15 protein-coding genes are annotated in these 18169 nt (G+C 38.5%); 6 read left to right on the top strand and 9 right to left on the bottom strand.

Going from position 1 to position 18169, the window contains the following annotated elements; all coding sequences use genetic code 11:
- Positions 1–63: 63 nt before the first annotated feature.
- Entirely contained in the window at positions 64–1398 is a 1335-nt protein-coding gene (locus J663_RS06335; protein ID WP_033848595.1) for a D-serine ammonia-lyase, read from the top strand.
- A 47-nt stretch (positions 1399–1445) separates the two neighbouring features.
- Here J663_RS06335 and J663_RS06340 read toward each other — a convergent pair whose 3' ends face one another.
- The 5 genes from J663_RS06340 to J663_RS06360 form a co-directional block, all read right to left on the bottom strand.
- On the bottom strand, positions 1446–2993 hold the full coding sequence (locus tag J663_RS06340) for a hypothetical protein (RefSeq protein ID WP_033848597.1): 1548 nt from the start codon (positions 2991–2993) through the stop codon (positions 1446–1448).
- Between the two features lie 554 nt (positions 2994–3547).
- A complete protein-coding gene (locus tag J663_RS18830; RefSeq protein WP_000854552.1) occupies positions 3548–3712 on the bottom strand; it encodes a hypothetical protein in 165 nt (54 codons plus the stop codon).
- A gap of 109 nt (positions 3713–3821) precedes the next feature.
- Positions 3822–4826, bottom strand: coding sequence for a formylglycine-generating enzyme family protein (locus tag J663_RS06350; protein WP_033848598.1), 1005 nt, complete (start codon positions 4824–4826; stop codon positions 3822–3824).
- Positions 4823–6499: an arylsulfatase gene (locus tag J663_RS06355; protein ID WP_033848599.1), complete on the bottom strand. Its 1677-nt coding sequence runs from the start codon at positions 6497–6499 to the stop codon at positions 4823–4825. Before J663_RS06355 ends, J663_RS06350 begins: the two co-directional genes overlap by 4 nt.
- Before the next feature lie 170 nt (positions 6500–6669).
- Positions 6670–7287, bottom strand: a complete 618-nt coding sequence (locus J663_RS06360; protein ID WP_033848600.1) for a rhomboid family intramembrane serine protease — start codon at positions 7285–7287, stop codon at positions 6670–6672.
- A 158-nt stretch (positions 7288–7445) separates the two neighbouring features.
- On the opposite strand from J663_RS06360, the gene nfuA reads away from it, so the two are divergent.
- Both nfuA and J663_RS06370 read left to right on the top strand, forming a co-directional pair.
- Complete coding sequence (gene nfuA, locus J663_RS06365) at positions 7446–8084, top strand: Fe-S biogenesis protein NfuA (protein ID WP_002117617.1); 639 nt, start codon at positions 7446–7448, stop codon at positions 8082–8084.
- Between the two features lie 169 nt (positions 8085–8253).
- On the top strand, positions 8254–10518 hold the full coding sequence (locus J663_RS06370; RefSeq protein WP_033848602.1) for a TonB-dependent siderophore receptor: 2265 nt from the start codon (positions 8254–8256) through the stop codon (positions 10516–10518).
- A gap of 23 nt (positions 10519–10541) precedes the next feature.
- On the opposite strand, the gene J663_RS06375 is transcribed toward J663_RS06370, so the two are convergent.
- Both J663_RS06375 and J663_RS06380 read right to left on the bottom strand, forming a co-directional pair.
- Positions 10542–11549 carry a hypothetical protein gene (locus tag J663_RS06375; protein WP_033848604.1) on the bottom strand — a complete coding sequence of 336 codons (1008 nt, stop codon included), beginning with the start codon at positions 11547–11549 and terminating at the stop codon, positions 10542–10544.
- Positions 11550–11574: 25 nt separating this feature from the next.
- Entirely contained in the window at positions 11575–12600 is a 1026-nt protein-coding gene (locus J663_RS06380; protein WP_033848606.1) for an alpha/beta fold hydrolase, read from the bottom strand.
- A gap of 284 nt (positions 12601–12884) precedes the next feature.
- Here J663_RS06380 and J663_RS06385 point away from each other — a divergent pair, with 284 nt between their 5' ends.
- Entirely contained in the window at positions 12885–13499 is a 615-nt protein-coding gene (locus J663_RS06385) for a carbonic anhydrase (protein ID WP_002117769.1), read from the top strand.
- 35 nt (positions 13500–13534) lie between these two features.
- Here J663_RS06385 and J663_RS06390 read toward each other — a convergent pair whose 3' ends face one another.
- Positions 13535–14158 (bottom strand): arylesterase, encoded by a 624-nt coding sequence (locus J663_RS06390; protein ID WP_033848609.1) that lies wholly within the window; start codon positions 14156–14158, stop codon positions 13535–13537.
- Positions 14159–14202: 44 nt separating this feature from the next.
- On the opposite strand from J663_RS06390, the gene J663_RS06395 reads away from it, so the two are divergent.
- Positions 14203–14895, top strand: coding sequence for an ABC transporter ATP-binding protein (locus tag J663_RS06395; protein WP_033848611.1), 693 nt, complete (start codon positions 14203–14205; stop codon positions 14893–14895).
- 3 nt (positions 14896–14898) lie between these two features.
- Entirely contained in the window at positions 14899–17358 is a 2460-nt protein-coding gene (locus J663_RS06400) for an ABC transporter permease (RefSeq protein ID WP_033848614.1), read from the top strand.
- Position 17359: 1 nt separating this feature from the next.
- On the opposite strand, the gene J663_RS06405 is transcribed toward J663_RS06400, so the two are convergent.
- The gene (locus J663_RS06405; RefSeq protein WP_033848616.1) at positions 17360–18169 is read right to left on the bottom strand and encodes a rhomboid family intramembrane serine protease; all 810 of its coding nucleotides are present in this window, start codon (positions 18167–18169) and stop codon (positions 17360–17362) included.

Raw genomic sequence — 18169 nt, forward strand, 5'->3', positions numbered from 1 at the left:
GGTTGTTATAGGCCATCAAACAGCTTTATAGATTGGGCTTAAAATTTTATATCAGGATATATTATGAATGCGGTTCAAATAGATCAGCTAAAACAAGAATTTCCACTTATTGAAACACTTCAAGCCTATCAAGAAACATTTTGGTTTACACCTCATCGCTATCCTTTAAAAGAAGCTTTAGAAAAAGTTGGACTAACCGCTAAGGATGTAAGTGAAGCAGAAGCAAGACTAGCGCGTTTCGCACCTTATTTGGCAAAAGTATTTCCTGAAACTCAAGCACAACAGGGAAAAATTGAATCAGATATTGTTGAAATTGCTCATATGCAACAAGCACTTTCTTCAGCAAAACAAGTACAGCTTAATGGAAGATTCTGGCTGAAAAAGGATAGTCATCTACCTATTTCAGGCTCTATCAAAGCACGTGGTGGCATTTATGAAGTGCTCACACATGCAGAAAAACTTGCCATGCAGGCAGGGTTACTCAAACCAGAAGATGATTATAGTAAATTAGATCAAGATTCATTTAGGGCATTCTTTTCTAAGTATCAAATTGCAGTAGGTTCTACAGGCAACCTTGGGCTTTCGATTGGCATTATGAGCGCCAAACTCGGCTTTAGAGTCACTGTTCATATGTCGGCTGATGCTAGACAGTGGAAAAAAGACAAACTACGTTCACTCGGCGTTAACGTTGTAGAATATGCGAGTGATTACGGCGTAGCTGTTGAAGAGGGACGAAAAGCCGCAGAGCAAGATCCACACTGCTTTTTCATTGATGATGAAAACTCAACAACATTATTTTTAGGTTATGCCGTTGCAGGAATACGCTTAAAACAGCAATTGGAGCAAAACCAAATTAAAGTCGATGCTGAACACCCATTATTTGTTTATTTGCCATGTGGAGTCGGTGGTGGGCCAGGTGGGGTGAGTTTTGGACTAAAACTGGCTTTTGGTGAGCATGTACACTGTATCTTTGCAGAACCCACACATTCGCCGTGCATGTTACTTGGTGTCCACACAGGTTTGCATGATCAGATTTCAGTTAATGACATTGGCATTGATAACGTTACTGCGGCAGACGGACTTGCGGTAGGACGTGCTTCAGGTTTTGTCGGGCGTGCTATGCAACAGTTAATCGATGGCTACTACACCATTCATGATGAACGGTTATATGAGCTCATTGCGCTTTTAAATCAAACTGAGAATATTCAACTTGAGCCTTCTGCGGTAGCAGGCATGATGGGACCGTATTATGTTCAGACGAGTCCTGATTACTTGGCTTTGCATCAGTTAACAGCTGAGCAGTTGCAACAGGCAAATCATGTAATATGGGCTACCGGGGGTGGCATGGTGCCACCTGATGAAATGCAAAAATATCTATCGCACTTTCAAGATAAATAAAGATACGTTATAAAAAAGCCCAATTCTAAGATTGGGCTTTAATCAAATTATTTTTTAGACGATTTTCTAAAAGGGAGTTTTTCGGTAGCAAAACCATAAATTGCGGCAAAAGGTAGGGCAGTTCGTGCTAAATAAGCCACACGCCATAATCCACCGTGATTGGCACCTTCCATCATAAGTTCAAGCGGATGGTCTAAGATAGTTTCAGGATTCGCCACAGAAGACTCATTTCTTAAGTCATGAATCCAGAGTGCCGCCATAATGGCATTGGTGGTTTCAGGGCTAAATGCTTCTACATCGAAAAGTTCTGCGCCATTAAAAGCTGCTTTCAATAATGGATTTTTAGTCACTGAGTGAGTCGTTGTCGATGGTGCAATATTAATGCTGACACGTTGTCCTTGATGGCGGGCCAAAATAGCACGCCATTGTTGAATACGTTTTGCCAAAGCATAGTTTGGACCTTGTTCAACCACTAAGCAGTCGGCAATACCATAAGTTTTTCCATTTTCACATGTAACCAAGTCTTGGTATGGCGCTTGAAAAAAACGATTGAGCGAAAGAGCAGAAACACCTTTTACTGCCAACTTTTGCATTTTTCTGCGGGATTTAAATTTCTCTTGAGCAGCCTCTGCAACTTCTTTTGGTACTGCATAAACATCGGTTGGAGTACACATAAACATAAGGCTTGTATCAGGCTTATGCTCGCTCACAAATTGCATGATGCTATCCATTGCCATGGAAACGCGGACATGCTTTTCACCATCTAAATAGGCGATTGCTGCCAAATCTAACTTTTGTGGAAACTGTACCAGCCACTGCGCTATTTCTGGTAATTGAGTCAGTAAATTTGCACCCAGCTTATCTTTTAACTCAGAAGCTTTTGCTGACGAATCAACGGCTTCAACACATGGTGCAATGAGTGTTGCATTCCCTTGTTGAATCGTATTTAAGATTTTGCTCCAGACTCGTGAGTTTGGTAAATCTACGGCAACAATATTTGCTTTCCATTTGGCTAACCAAGGCAGTGGCCCTGCTTCTGAGGCTGCACCAAACAGCACCATTGTACGGTCAGATAAATCGAACCATTCAGGATGAGCAATAGCTTCACGAAGTGCCTTTGCATGACTTGGCTCAATAATACCAGCCTCTTCCCAGCGTTGAATCTGGTCTAATAAGCTTTGTCCACTTAGTTTTTGTCCTTTATAGGGAACATACCATTCAGGTGCTGCGTCACTTTCACCTTTAAGTTTTACTGTATAAAGAGGAGTAGATGAAGCAATATGAACGGCATCTTTTAAAAGGTAGTGTTTACCATCACGATAATAATCAAAAATATGGTGAGCTTTATGCAACCCTTGCTTCGCAATAGTAATTGGGTTGTTGATATTAGAAATCCCTTGTTTAACAAGAGCTTTAAAATATAAAGGATAGTTTTTTCGCCAGTTTTTTTCATTCAACACTTGTTGTGCGGTTTTATTATCTACAATAGATAAGGCCTCTGACAAAATCTCTTGGCCTGTAAGAGATGTACTTTGTTTTTTTGTTGAGGCGTGTACCGGAAATTGTAGACCTTCGACTTGACTTGTGCTGGACATAAAATATCTCGTTTATACGACTGGGTTAATATACATGTGTATACATTATCTATGCCAATGAAAGGAAACGAGTGGCAATAACTGACAAAATAATATTGATTATTTATGTGATGAAACGTGAAAGAGAAAGTTATTATGATAAATTCATCTCATTTTGGCCTTAATTTTTTTCACATTTTTAGAACATTTTTATAGACTTACGTTACATAAATGTTTATTTTGTATTAAGCAAATACATCAGTATTAACCTGAAGGTAAAATGTTCAAAATGTATCAATAATAGAGATACAGAAATGATTAAAAACTAGACTTTTTTCTTAAGCGGTAAGAAAAGTCAAACGGAATAAGAAAGAATTGGGGTGAAACTAGATAGAAGACAACGTAAGATTGTCTTTTAAAAATCTTGGGGATATGGTGATTTTTTTACACCATAATTTTCTAGTTTCATCCCATCTATTTTTGGGCTGGAACCCTCCATTTAGTATTCAATTCATCACTTGATTGAAGCCTATTTCTTTAGAGTAACTTCAAAATTACTTTAAAAGAGGGTATTTCTAACAACGTCCTTTTTTAGCTTGTCCTGGTGGGCAAAAGCCTCCTGGATGTCCGTAATATGGTGAATCAGGGTCAATCACAATACTACCTTCAGGCGTATGGACCGCACAGGCTGATAGTGACATTGTGAAAATTGCTGCGGCACAAAGAAGTAAAGTTTTCATCTTGTTCTCACTTTTTTATCATTCTCACTTGTACTATAAAAATATTTTGATCATTTTTCGATCTAATTTTGGTTAAAAAATATCTTTAATCAGTCGAATTAAGAAGAAATTAAGGAGACCGTAAAATAGTCCGAAATCCAACATGTGTTGCAGCTAAATCAAAATCTTGTGGATAACGGCTACTGCTACGATAACGTGAACAATAATTTTGTGCACAAAGAAAAGATCCACCTTTAATTACATATTGCGTGCTAGTGATTTGTTGTTGTCGTAAATCAGAATAATTTCCCATATGCTGGTCATGAGCACCTTGATACGGAGATGATGTCCATTCCCATACATTTCCAATCATATCAAATAGTTTGAAATTATTTGGCGTAAAACATCCAACAGGTGCCACATCTTTAAAGTGGTCTTGATTTAGATTTTGAAAAGGGAATTCACCTTGCCAGTAATTGGCTTGCGGATGTTGATGTTCATCAGTAGGGGCCTGATGTAAAGGTGTATCAGTCTTTGAATTGGCTTTAGCTGCATATTCCCATTCTAGTTCTGTGGGTAAATCACGTCCGAGCCACACCGCATAATGTTCAGCATCATTTTTACTTACATATCTTACTGGCTCATTAGGGCTTGCAATAGCACCATTACTGCCGTTTGGCATTTTCCATGTATAACCTGATTTTAGCTGCCACCATTGCTGGGGGTGATCAGGATCAGGTGAAAAAACAGCGGCCTGCTTTTGTTTTTCGGCATCGGTAATATAGCCAGTTGCTTTTACAAAACTTGCAAATTGAGCGACCGTAACTTCAGTTTGGTCAATCCAAAATTCTTTGACTTTGCGCTGTTTTTTTCCAAAATTAAGTTCGTCTGGATAGGCTTTCTCAGAACCAAAATTAAAATTCCCATCGGCAATTAAAACCATTCCAGCTGTAGGTTGTTTGAGCCAACCCTGAGGCAAACCAGTATAGTTTTGACACTTTTCAATAGACCCTAAATCAGCTAAAGAGGTTTGCTGTTGCGTTGAGGGTGCTGATTCAGAAACTTTTGAAGATTGGCTACAGCCTGTCATGATAGACAGGCTGATGGTGGTGACTAAAAATGGCTTCAATTTCATTTGGAGTTATATTCCTGCACACCATTTTTCTCAGTATATTTTTGATAGACCGATAAGAGTTCTTGAACTTTAGCAGGATAAAGCTGAGCAACATTTTGTCTTTCCCCTCGATCTGTTTTAATGTTGTATAGCTCCCAAGTCCCTGTACCTAATTCAGGGCGCCCTTGAAGTGCGATTTTCCATTCACCTTGTTTTGCATATTTGCTGCCATGTAACTCATCCGCAAAGCTAAAATTTGCAGGGCGAATAGTATTGGTTTTGTTTTCAAGCAAAGGTTTCCATGAAATCCCAGATGGCGTATTAATAGCCCGGCCATTATATTGGCCTTGAGGTACTGGAATATGAGCATATTCTAGTAAGGTAGGGAAAACATCGAGTACAGATGCAAAGCTATGATTAGTTTGTTCTGCTTTTTTCTGATTCGGTAATTTCACAATGGCAGGGGCCGTAGTTGCTCCTTCGCCCGCCGTATCTTTCCATAAGTGGAAAGGTGCCGCACTGACTTCGGCCCAACGTGGCCCAATATAGTGATATGAAGTAGGTGTGCCAACATTAGCTACCGAGTTATCAAAACCAGATTCACTGCCATATCCGCCACGTACAAAACCTTCTGCACCATTATCTGAGACAAAGAAAATTAAAGTATTGTCATAAAGATTATTTTGTTTGAGATATTGAATAATGCGGCCGACATTGGCATCAAGATTTTCTACCATGCCCGCATAGATTTCCATCTTACGAGCTTCTAGAGCCTTTTGTTCGGCTGTTAATTCATCCCATTTCCCATATTTTTGTGGAGCATTTTGAGTCGCAATTGGTTCTGCTGCATCAAAGTTTGCAGGAATAATTCCAAGCTGTTTTTGTCTGGCAATGCGGGCATTACGAATTGCATCGTAACCTACATCATAAACTCCGCGATATTTTTCACGATATTCGGCTGGGGCTTGAATTGGCCAGTGAGGTGCCGTGTAGGCAGCATAAGCAAAGAACGGTTTGCCACTATTTTTGCCTGAGTCTAAGTAGCTTAGTAATTTATCGGTAAAATAATTTGTCGAGAAAAAGTCATCAGGCAAAGCTGAAACAGGAATAACTTGACCATCTTCTGTATAAGTTGAATTTCGTTTAAAGGCGCTTGGTGCTTGCTTAAAATGATGGTCTAGACCTTGTAATAAAGTAAATGAATGATCAAAACCTTTTGCATGTGCATTGGTTTCAGGGGTTAGTCCTAAATGCCATTTACCGCTGATGTACGTGCGGTAACCATTGTCTTTAAGTACTTGTGCGATAGATAGAGAGCGTTCATTCAAATATCCCTCGTAACCTGGTTGTCCCTTCAAATGTTCTGGGGTGAGTTCTGCCATTGCGCCAATACCAGCTAAGTGGTGATCAGTACCGGAAATAAGTTGAGAACGTGTTGGCGAACAGGTCGGGGCAGTATGATAATCCGTTAAAAGGCGTCCTTCTTGAGCCAGACTATCAATATTAGGGGTGTGAATTTCACCACCAAAAGCTCCTAAATCTGAATAGCCTAAGTCATCAGCCATAATAAATAAGATATTGGGTTGCTTAGGCGTGCTTACGACATTTTCTTGATTATCGTTGTCATTACATCCAGCCAGAGATAAGCTAAATAAGGCAATAGAAAGGCTAGATAAAATTGCTCTGTACTTCATTGTATCATCTGAATTATTAAAAGAATTGGCATGAGTTTAATCAGATGGTTTTTGCAAACAAAACAACGAATTGATCAAAGAAAATCAGAAAAAAGACTGAGAATTTATGCAGATAAATAAATCAGAAAAAAAGAAAAGCCCATAACGGGCTTTTCTTTGATTTATATCGTTTAGAAAGGAAGACGGGTAAGCTGGTCTAAGAAATGTGGAATAACTTTAGGTTCAAGTAAAATGGTTACGATGATTCCGTAAGCTGCACCCCATAAATGAGCACTATGGTTAATATGACTATTACCACGTTTACCAGCCCAAATACTGTACGCCACATATAAAATAGCAAAAATAATAGCGGGTACAGGAATGAAAAATACAAAAATCAGCTTCCATGGCTGGAACAAAATATAAGCAAATAAAACTGCCGAAACAGCCCCTGAGGCGCCCAGGCTGGCCCAATTCGCCTCATTTTTATGTTGTAAATAGCTTGGCAAAATCGCAAAGATTAAGCCACCTAAATAGAACAACACAAAACCCATGTCATAGAAATATTGGCGGTAAAAACTTTCAATGATACTGCCAAAGAAAAACAGGGTAATCATGTTGAACAGTAAATGTGTTCCGTCGGCATGGATAAAACCATGAGTAATGAATCGATCAATTTGTCCACGTTGCATTGCAGGCGGCCAAAAAATCAATCGGTTCATTACATTTTGATTGCTAAAAGCAAGTAAAGAGATAATGACCGTAATAATAATAAGAGTAACTGTATGGTTAAACGGCAAATGCAACATAAGAAATATTTAAAAAATGATCAATACTGAGCTCAATAATGCCATTAAAAACTTAAGTTGAAACCCTGTTGTGTATAAATCCGACAAATTTAGTTGATTTTTTTTAAATCCACCTCATCTTCGGTTAATATAAAGGCATCAGCTTGAGGAATATTGTTATGTCGACTGAGAACACCAACACTGCTGTTGCAGAAGAAATTCCAAACCTTTTGATTACACCATCTGCACAAGAGTATTTGCACGATTTACTAACGAAGCAAAATACTCCGGGAATTGGCGTTCGAATTTTTGTTGAGCATCCGGGTACGCCACGTGCAGAATGCTGTATGGCATATAGTGCGCCAGAAGAAGTGATCCCAACGGATTATAAACAGGACTATCCTGATTTTCCTGCGTATATTGATGCGCCATCTATTCCTTATCTTTTAGATGCCGTAATTGATTACAACAAGGACCGTTTTGGTGGTCAGCTCACTTTCCGTGCTCCAAATTCTAAAGTTCCACGCGTTGGTCCAGATGCTTCGATTGAAGAACGTATTACTTACATTCTTCAAGCAGAAATTAACCCAGGTCTTGCAGGGCATGGCGGAAATTGTAGCTTGGTAGAAGTACAAGATGATCCAGAACACGGTTTAACTGCTGTATTGAAATTTGGTGGTGGTTGCCAAGGTTGTTCTGCAATTGATGTTACCTTGAAACAAGGTGTAGAAACTACTTTAAGAGAGAACATCCCTGAGCTTCAACGTGTGGTTGACCAAACAGACCATACACAAGCTGAAGGTGCTTATTTCAAATAATCAAATTATTTGAAAAGTAAAATAAAAAAGCCTCGCAATGAGGTTTTTTTATTATTCAATATAAATAATGATAATTATTATCAATATCATTTGTAATTTTATTTATCTTTGTTACAATGCGGAACTGAAAATGAGAGATGTTTAATAAATCAATATATTGGGAATACTTATGTCGAAGCGTATTATCCAGTCAGTGCTTTCTGTTTCAGTACTGGCAAGTATGATGTCTATGGCTTATGCTGCACAAAATGAGCAAGAACAAGCTGAAAAAGCATTAGAAAAGCCTGCTGAACCTGTGAAATTGGAAACAATTTTTGTAACAGCTGAAGAGCAGGTGAAGCAGTCGCTCGGCGTATCAGTAATCACCCAAGAAGATTTAGAAAAACTACCAGTTCGTAATGATATTTCTGATTATGTGCGCCGTATGCCTGGTGTCAATTTAACAGGTAACAGCGCAACAGGTCAGCGTGGCAATAATAGACAAATTGATATCCGTGGAATGGGGCCCGAAAACACGCTTATTTTAGTGGATGGAAAACCAATTAATTCTCGTAATTCAGTCCGTTATGGCTGGAAAGGAGAGCGTGATACACGAGGGGACTCAAACTGGGTGCCAGCAGAAGCAATCGAATCGATTGAGGTTTTACGTGGTCCAGCAGCAGCTCGTTATGGCTCCGGTGCGGCAGGGGGTGTGGTTAACATCATTACTAAAAAAGTGACTAATGAAACCCATGGCTCAGTAGAGTTTTATACTTCACAACCTGAAGATTCTAAAGAAGGTGCATCAAATCGTGTTGGCTTTAACGTAAGTGGGCCATTGATTAAAGACGTTTTATCTTATCGTTTATATGGTAATTACAATAAAACAGAAGCTGACGATGTCGATATTAATAAATCAATAGGCAGTACCGCAGCTGGGCGTGAAGGCGTTAAAAATAAAGATATTTCAGGCCGTTTAGCTTGGCAGGCAACAGATCAGCAAACTGTTTTGCTTGATGTCTCTTCTAGCAAACAAGGTAATATTTATTCTGGTGACTCTCAGTTAAATGCAAATGCGGAAGCTGATGCGATTCTTTCGGAACTTATTGGTAAAGAAACCAATACTATGTACCGTGATAGCTACGCATTAACCCATGAGGGTGATTGGTCTTGGGGTAAGAGTAAGCTCGTTGCTCAATATGATAAAACGCATAATAAACGCCTTCCAGAAGGCCTTGGTGGCAGCACAGAAGGAAAAATTAATAATCTTGATGATAAAGCCACTTCACGTTTAGAAACTCTTCGATTTAATGGTGAAGCCAATATTCCTTTTGAATATTATGTACCGCATGTATTAACACTTGGTACTGAATGGGTTGAAGACAGATTTAAAGATAATGTGTCGACAAATCAAGGGAAAGACAGTAGTGGTTCAGGTTATGGTGATCAATTGGCTAAAGGCGATCGTAGTAAAATGGAATCACGTATTGCTTCTGCATATATCGAAGATAACTTGAAACTCACAGACAGTACAGATGTCGTATTAGGCCTGCGTTTTGATGACCATAGTAAATCTGGTTCTAACTGGAGCCCAAGCTTAAATATTACCCAAAGACTTAACGATTATTTCACTTTAAAAGGTGGGGTAGCAAAAGCTTATAAAGCACCGAATATGTATCAAAATGCTGAAGGGTATTTATTAAGTACAAATGGCAATGGTTGTCCGGCCAATATTGAGTCACGTTGCTTATTACAAGGTAATGGTGATTTAAAACCAGAAACTTCGGTAAACAAAGAGCTTGGTATCCAGTTCCAAAAAGACATCGTGAATGCGAGCTTAACTTGGTTCCGCAATGACTATAAAGATAAAATTGTGGCTGGTACAAATGTGGTTGGAACAGTTGATGGTTCAAGTACCAATGCAAATACAGGAGCTGTGACCAATACCAAGTGGAATATCTTACGTTGGGAAAATACGCCTAAAGCATTAATTCAAGGTTTTGAAGGAAGCTTAGGATTAGACTTCGGTGATATCCGCTGGACTAATAACTTTACGTATATGATGGATTCAAAAGATAAACAAACAGGTAATCCATTATCTTTAGTTCCAATCTATACAATTAACTCAATTTTTGATTATGACATCACAGATCAGTTAGATGTAAATTTTGTATTTACTCAATATGGTCGTCAAAAATCACGTCAGTTTGCAGAAAGTAGAATCGAATCAGGGATTGGTTCAGGTGGAGTAAATTCTGCGCTTAAACCAAGTACTGTAAAAAGCTATAGTACCGCTGGAATCAATGTCGGTTATAAATTTTCAGACAATATAAGTACGCGTGTTGGTGTGAGCAACTTGTTTGATAAACAAATTTTACGAGACAGTAATTCAATCAGCCAAACTTATAATGAACCAGGTCGAGCTTATTACGCTTCTTTAAAATATTCTTTCTAATCAATACAAAAAACAAAGGCGCTTTAAGCGCCTTTGTTTTTTAAAATATCTAATGTTTTTTCAGAATAATAAAACTTTTCTAAGTAAACACGGGCACGGCGTCTTAAATGTCCTGTTGTAATTAACTGCTGTAATACAGGCACAAGTAACGTGGTCAGCTCATGTTGCACTAAGCTTTCATCAATATTGAGGTCACGGAGCAATAAATCAAAACTACGCTCTTGATTACGTACATACCAAGTATAGATACCATCATGTACTTGTTGTTTTAAATAATCAGATTGGCGAATGTGGTCCCATATTTCATGCCCTAAACCAACCGTTTTTGATAAGTCTTGAGTTTCTACATAATTTTTTAAAACAGAAAGTGGCATAGTTTTAACTTTATGCCAAACATTTGCCTGAAAATGGTAGAGCTTATCATTGTCAAAATGTTGGTTTAAAACACGCTCACTCATTTGGCTGAGTTTTAAAATATTCTTTTGCAAATAATGATTAATCGTATCGTCCAGATTGGAATCAGTTACTGTTTCTAAAACAGATTTCCCCATTTTCATAAAACGCCCTACACCGGGCACGCGTTTTGACATAGATTCATCTAAATAATCATGCATTGTTTGCTGAATCAGTTGCGTGAGCAGGGCCGAAAAAGCAGGATTATTCACAATCGTTTTAATCAGTTTTTTACGGTGCTCTTCTTTACTTGCAACGTATTGTGCAATTCGGTCAATCGTTAAAACAGGAATAACCTCTTCAACAGTTGCGGTTTCATTTGCAGGATGAATCAATGCAAAGCGAATATGCTCAGCAATTTGTTCAATCAGGAAATCAGAAGCAGGCGTATCTAAAATCTGCTTTTGAATGAGCTGTTGAATTTGTTCAAAAGTCCACAGATGTTGTAATTGCCGACTCCCCAACCAATGATAAAATTGCTCAAACTCTTGCTGGATCACCTGAGTCTGAGCAAATTGCTCATCTAAAAAATCTAGATGAGCTTCAATAAGTTTTTCAATAAGTGGTTGGGTAGACATAAGGTCTCACAAGTCCGAAGTTTTATTAAGGTGTGGTCGTTTTTGACGACTGATTTGTTTCTACTTTAAGTAAAAACGGTAGATATTGTTGCATAACCAACTGTTCAGCTTCCAATATTGGCATATGACCTACATTTTCTAAAATAACTGGAGGCTGAGCATTCTTTAAAAGTCGTTTTAGTTCACTTGCTACTTCGACATTAATAATCTTATCTTGTTTGCCCCATAGAATGAGCGTCGGTGCATCGATCGTTTTGGTAAGTACCGTAAATGAATCTGGTGTATAGACTTTATTAAGTGCAATCAATTGATCAACCAGTTTTTGTGTTTGAGGCGCCTGATCAATCATCAACTTTTCTTGAGCTTGAAGAAATTCTTTAGGAATAAACGGAGGATTAAACATGGTTTGTTTTAATAAATAATTAAAGTCACCTTTTTTAGACACTAAAAGTTGTTTGAGGTAAGCAGGATCTTTTAAATAAATTGTATTGGCTGAGCGAAAAATACCGCCGCTATCCACCAAGAATAGACTTTTCGTTTCAAATGGATATTGTCCAGCATAGAGCAGGGCAATAGATCCGCCGAGTGAATGCCCAGCAATATGAATTGGACCTTTTAAATTTGCAGCCTCAACAAAGCGACGTAACTTTTCAGCAAGATTTGGTACTGAATAATCGAAATCTTGTGGAACGATAGTTTCGCCACTACCCGGCAAATCGGGAATAATGACATGATAATTTGTGGTGAGATAACGAGTCACTCGGTTCCAGTTATCACGGCTGCCTGCTAGGCCATGAATAAGCAGTAAAGTCGGTTTTGTTGTGGAGCCGCCTTCGCTATATGACCAAGTCACATCACCGACTTTTAAGCTTTTACTTTGTAAACCTGCCCAGCTACGTTCTTGCTGTAAAACATTCTGGAACGTCACATCAATATTATCGGCTGCCTGTATTTGAGAAATACTCATCAATGACAATAAGCTACAAGCCAATGTCAGGGCGGTAGCAGTTTTTTTCATAGAGGCCTTAATTGATGTGGACACCCTTGTCATAGATTTCATCCTTGAAGCTTAAGCGAGTTTGAAAAATTATTGAAAAACTTTGCCAATGAGTCATTTGCCAAATGTTTAGAATGAGGAAAATTATAGTCAATCCGAGAACCAAAGTATGTCTATTTTTTCACTAAACAGTAGCGAATGTGCAGTGAGCTCTTCATTAAAACAAGTTAAGTATTTTTAAATTTTTTCATAGAAAAGGATTTATTTTTTGTCAGTGACATTCAAATTTTGACACATTAAAATGATTTCCAACCTTGAAAAAACAATGGAAATATAAAATGCCTACTGCGCAAGAAGTTTTAGATCGTCTGAAAGCCGGTAATCAACGATTTGTAAATGGAAATACTTCCCTTGCAAAAACCTTATCTCATCAAGAACGCGCTGAAATGGCAAAGGATCAAAATCCATTTGCAATTGTACTTGGCTGCTCAGATTCTCGTGTTCCAGCAGAGATGGTATTTGACCAAGGTCTTGGTGATTTATTTGTAATCCGTGTTGCTGGTAATGTGGTTGCACCTTCACAAGTCGGTAGTGTCGAGTTCGCAGCAGAGCGTTATGACTGCCCGGTTGTAGTTGTATTAGGACACAGTCATTGTGGCGCGATTCAAGCAACAATTGATACGTTAATGAATCCTGATCACCCGCCATCATCTAACCTAATGTCGATTGTGAACCGCGTTCGTCCATCAGTTGAAATTTTAATGCAGACTGATTTAAAAAATGATTTGAAAAAATTATCATGTCATGCAGTGCGTTCAAACGTTTTTGCTTCAGTAAATCAATTACGCCATGGTTCAGCGGTGTTAGAGAGCCTGATTGCAAAAGGTGAGTTGATTGTTGTCGGTGCAGAATATTCACTCGAAACTGGTGAAGTTACTTTTTTTGATTTCTGATCATATTAAAAAGAATATTTAAAGATAAAAGGTGCCTATAGGGCACCTTTTATATATGGGTAAGCTAAATTAAGTAGTTTTGACTGCGCTTGAGCATTGGGATGAATCAAATCATTTTGCATAAGCTGTTTTTGACCAGCAACACCATCTAGAAAAAACGGTAGTAGTTTCACCTGATGTTTTTGGCTTACGACTTTATAATTATTTTCAAAAGCTTTGCTATACGCAGCACCATAATTTGGCGGAATCTTCATGCCAAAAAGAATAACTTTGGCTTTTTGTTTTTGGCTTAATTGAATGAGCTGATCCAGATTTTTTTGAATCATTTGAGGCGGTTGCCCACGCAAGCCGTCATTTCCACCTAATTCAATCACGACCACATTCGGCTTATAGGTCTGCAATAATTTAGGTAATCGGGCTAAAGCGCCGCTTGTTGTTTCTCCACTAACACTTGCATTGACCACTTTGTGTTGTTTGGGATACTGTTGGTCTAAACGTTTTTGCAGTAATTGCACCCAACCTTGTTTGGGATCAATTCCGTAACCGGCACTAATACTATCTCCTAAAATTAAAATAGTTTTCGCCGATACAAGCATAGGCAACATACTTAATGAGATGAGCATGATGCTTTTAGAACCAATCAAAAAAGATTTAGACATTTGTACTTCGACCCTGATTCTGAATACATAGGACTTTTCACATCATGCCACAACCCATCATTGCTGCCCATCAAGTTACACAAACTATTCAGATTAACCAAAATCAGTTTACGATTTTAAAAGATATTGATTTAGAGATTTTTGAAGGGGAACAGGTAGCAATTACGGGACGTTCCGGCTCAGGTAAATCAACCTTACTAGGAATTTTGGCGACTTTAGATCAACCGTCTGAAGGAGAAGTCTGGTTGTGTGGACAAGCTGTACATCAGTTAACAGAGGAACAACGTGCCCAAATCAGAATGCTACATATTGGTTTTGTATTTCAGTCTTTTCAACTTCTGCCTCAGTTGAGTGCGCTTGAAAATGTGATGTTACCTTTGCGACTACGTAAAGATTTTGATTATAAAACTGCAGAGAAAAAAGCTTTAGATTGGTTGCATCGAGTTGGGCTGAGTCGTCAAGTTGAACAAACACCTAAAGTTTTATCTGGTGGCGAGCAACAGCGTGTGGCGATTGCACGCGCTCTTATTGCAGAACCACAAATTATTTTTGCAGATGAACCGACTGGAAATCTAGATGGTCAGACAGCACAAGAAATTGAAAACTTACTCTTTGATTTAAACAGAGAGTTAGGTACAACACTGATTTTGGTGACGCATGATCGTAATTTAGCAACCCTTTGTCAGCGTCATGTTGAGTTAGATGACGGCAGACTAAAGACAGTACAGGGTGGTTAAATTATGCGTAATCTTTTAAAACCACTTCTGCTACAAAGTTTTCGTACAGGTGGATTATATCTACTCATTATTGCTTTATCGCTTGCGATTAGCGCAACGACAGCCCTGAAATTTAGTAACGATCAAGTTAAAAATGCAGTCAGTCTGCAAGCTTCACAAATGCTGGGTGCAGATTTAGTTCTGTCGAATAACGAGCCTATCGAACAGTCGTGGAAAAAAAGGGCAGAACAGCTGGGTTTAAAACAAACCAATGTCACTATATTTAGCTCTATGGCACATACCCAAGATCAGTTTGTCATGGTGAATGTAAAGGCAATTGAGCCTTTATTTCCACTCAGAGGACAGTTGGAAATTGAACCAAGCGCTAAAGCAATTCAATCTGGTGAGGTTTGGCTAAGTCAAAGAGCAGCCGATTTACTTAAAGTAAAGCGAGGAGATACTGTTTCTATTGCTGATGGTACCTTCCGTTTTAGTGGCGTGATTGTGCGTGATTCAAATCAGGAACTCGGTTTTTCAGGCTTTTCTCCAACCGTTATTATTCATCAAGCAGATATTGCTAAGACTCATGCGATTCAGACAGGGAGCAGAATTGACTATCGTTTATTAATGGCAGGGAGCCCTGAACAGGTTCAGTCATTTTCAAAGCAATTTAAGCAACAGCATCAACCTTCTAAAGATGTAGATGAAGCGGCTGGCTTGCGTTTACGTGATGCAAGTGAATCGAACAGTAGGTTATTACGTCCGCTTGAAAATTTAGATACCTTTTTGCAATTGGCCAATATTTTAACGATTTTATTGTGTGGTATTGCCATCGCTTTAACGAGTCAAAGATATGTTCAACAAAACCAAGATCACATTGCACTTATTAGATGCTTAGGCGCCAGTAAGTTCCAAATCTTGTGGGCATATATTGGATTGCTTTGTATTGTCAGTGCGATTTCAATTGTGCTAGGAAGCCTATTAGGTTTAATCATGGGGTTTGGTCTGCTGCAACTTATGCTGCAATTGATCCCTCAATTAGAGTTAAGTTTTTCGGTTGTACCTCTTTTAATCGGGCCTTTACCAATTGCGATTTTTACCAGCGTGATTGTGCTGCTTGGTTTTATTTTGCCAAGCATTTGGGAGCTTTTAAATACACCTCCAATTCGTGTTATTCGGGAGCAAGCCAAATCTCGCAAATCTTTATTCTTCATGTTTTTTGCAGGAATCACTAGCCTAGTTGTTTTTAGTTTGGTGTTGAGTGAAAACTTAATGCTCAGCATTTTGGTGTTGGCGGCAATTATTGTTCTTTGTATTTTGCTTTACACCGTTGTTTGGCTATTGCTTCGTAGCTTAAAAAAGCTGAAAAATCGATTGTCTTTTTATATTCGTTCGCCATCACAAAGCGCCTTACAAATTACCGCATTGGCTTTAGGCTTAAGCCTCATTACGGTACTCAGTGTATTAAGAACAGATTTATTAGAGCGTTGGCAGCAACAACTTCCAGAAGGGACACCGAATCAATTTGTTTATGGATTACCTCCATTTGATTTAAAAGCATTTGAGCAACAATTAAAGCAGAATGGCTGGCAAAGCACGCCGTTATATCCAAATATTCGTGGCCGATTGTTAGCGAAGAATGATGTGCCTTTTTCAGAAGAGGCTATAAAGCAAAATAATTCTTTGCGCCGTGAACTGAATTTGACTCAATCAAATCTACTACCAAATGACAATGTCATTACAAATGGTCAAGCTCAGTTTAATGGCGTAGGGCAAGTTTCAGTCGAAAGTAAAACTGCCGAAAGTTTGGGAATCCAAATTGGAGATAAGCTTACTTTTAGTTTGCCCGAAGGCAACTTACAGGCCAAAGTTGTGAATTTTCGGAGTGTCGAGTGGGAAAGCTTTAGCCCTAACTTTTTCTTTATTTTTTCACCTAAAACCTTAGACAAAAATGCTGGAAGTTATTTAGGTAGTTTCTATGTGCCTAAGCAAGATCAATCTAAAATGATCAATATTATTCAGCAGTTCTCAAATACAGTATTTATTGATGTTGACCGGATTTTAGATGAAGTAAAACGCTTAATGAATGTTTTGGTCAAAATAGTAACTGTTCTAGCGGCATTAGTTGGTTTTTCTGGAATACTCGTTTTAATTGCATGTCTAAATTTATTAATGGATGAGCGACGCCGTGAAGTTGCTTTACTACGCTCATTTGGTTTATCTAAAAATAAAATGAAGCAAATGCTCAGTTTTGAGATTGGGTTTTTAGGTTTGTTAGCAGGCATAGTTGCCTGCTGTTTTGCAGAAGTGATTAGTGCGATCGCAAGCTATAAAATGAATATGGCAATACAGTGGCATATTGAAATCTGGCTGATTTTACCTCTTGGCATGATGCTGGTTTGTGCTTTGATTGGTCGTTATCGACTAGGCTATCTCTGTAATTTACCACCTTTACAAAGTTTAAGAGAATTAAACCAATTGTAGTTTAAGGAATAATGTCAGGGTTCTGGATGATGATTTCATGCCAGAGTGGAAGTAACGGTGAATTGATTTGTACACAGTACATATAAAAAACACCCGTAATGATTACTGCGCCTAATAAGCCTAAAATTTTAAGTATAGTTTTTAACTTGCTGACATAGCTTAAGTACCAGATTAGTGCAAGGAATGCTCCTATAATCATGCCGCCAATATGCGCGGCATTATTAATACCCGTTGCGACAAAACCAAAAATAAGGTTGATTGCCATAACCATTAATAAAGCTTTTTTATCGAGTATGTAGGCCTGATGCGGAAGCGGGGGAAATAGAGAAAGTACTGTTAACGCAGCACCTAATCCCATCACGGCACCTGAAGCACCTGCACTGACATGAGGAAGTAAGCTCTGATCAAAATGTTGTAGTAATTCATGCCCATTTTGAATGGTCATATAGCTACTAAGAAGGCTACCAAATAAGCCAGCAATTAAATACAGGCATATAAAATAGAAGCGACCAAATAGAGACTCTGCAACATTACCGAAAATATAGAGGGCCCACATGTTAAGCATGAGGTGCACAAGACCAAAATGAAAAAACATGCTGGTAAATAAGCGTTCAGGCTGCCCAGAAAAAGTAAGTGGTGTAAAATCAGCACCCCAATGAATAGCATCTTTCATGGCTGGGTCGCTAATATCGACGCCAGTTGCAATTTGCCAGACAAACAAACCTACATTAATCAAGATCAATAAGGCGGTCAGCCACCAAGTTTGTACATTGAGTTTACGATTAATGTGCGGAGGCTGATATTGAGTCAT

The sequence above is a fragment of the Acinetobacter sp. 826659 genome, assembly GCF_000588515.1.
Taxonomy (GTDB): domain Bacteria; phylum Pseudomonadota; class Gammaproteobacteria; order Pseudomonadales; family Moraxellaceae; genus Acinetobacter; species Acinetobacter pittii.

Coding starts and splice junctions, on each gene's coding strand:
- J663_RS06370 (WP_033848602.1), top strand. CDS start 8,254: ATGTCGAAGCGTATTATCCAGTCAGTGCTTTCTGTTTCAGTACTGGCA.
- nfuA (WP_002117617.1), top strand. CDS start 7,446: ATGTCGACTGAGAACACCAACACTGCTGTTGCAGAAGAAATTCCAAAC.
- J663_RS06340 (WP_033848597.1), bottom strand. CDS start 2,993: ATGTCCAGCACAAGTCAAGTCGAAGGTCTACAATTTCCGGTACACGCC.
- J663_RS18830 (WP_000854552.1), bottom strand. CDS start 3,712: ATGAAAACTTTACTTCTTTGTGCCGCAGCAATTTTCACAATGTCACTA.
- J663_RS06380 (WP_033848606.1), bottom strand. CDS start 12,600: ATGACAAGGGTGTCCACATCAATTAAGGCCTCTATGAAAAAAACTGCT.
- J663_RS06395 (WP_033848611.1), top strand. CDS start 14,203: ATGCCACAACCCATCATTGCTGCCCATCAAGTTACACAAACTATTCAG.
- J663_RS06350 (WP_033848598.1), bottom strand. CDS start 4,826: ATGAAATTGAAGCCATTTTTAGTCACCACCATCAGCCTGTCTATCATG.
- J663_RS06360 (WP_033848600.1), bottom strand. CDS start 7,287: ATGTTGCATTTGCCGTTTAACCATACAGTTACTCTTATTATTATTACG.
- J663_RS06375 (WP_033848604.1), bottom strand. CDS start 11,549: ATGTCTACCCAACCACTTATTGAAAAACTTATTGAAGCTCATCTAGAT.
- J663_RS06400 (WP_033848614.1), top strand. CDS start 14,899: ATGCGTAATCTTTTAAAACCACTTCTGCTACAAAGTTTTCGTACAGGT.
- J663_RS06390 (WP_033848609.1), bottom strand. CDS start 14,158: ATGTCTAAATCTTTTTTGATTGGTTCTAAAAGCATCATGCTCATCTCA.
- J663_RS06335 (WP_033848595.1), top strand. CDS start 64: ATGAATGCGGTTCAAATAGATCAGCTAAAACAAGAATTTCCACTTATT.
- J663_RS06405 (WP_033848616.1), bottom strand. CDS start 18,169: ATGACTCAATATCAGCCTCCGCACATTAATCGTAAACTCAATGTACAA.
- J663_RS06355 (WP_033848599.1), bottom strand. CDS start 6,499: ATGAAGTACAGAGCAATTTTATCTAGCCTTTCTATTGCCTTATTTAGC.
- J663_RS06385 (WP_002117769.1), top strand. CDS start 12,885: ATGCCTACTGCGCAAGAAGTTTTAGATCGTCTGAAAGCCGGTAATCAA.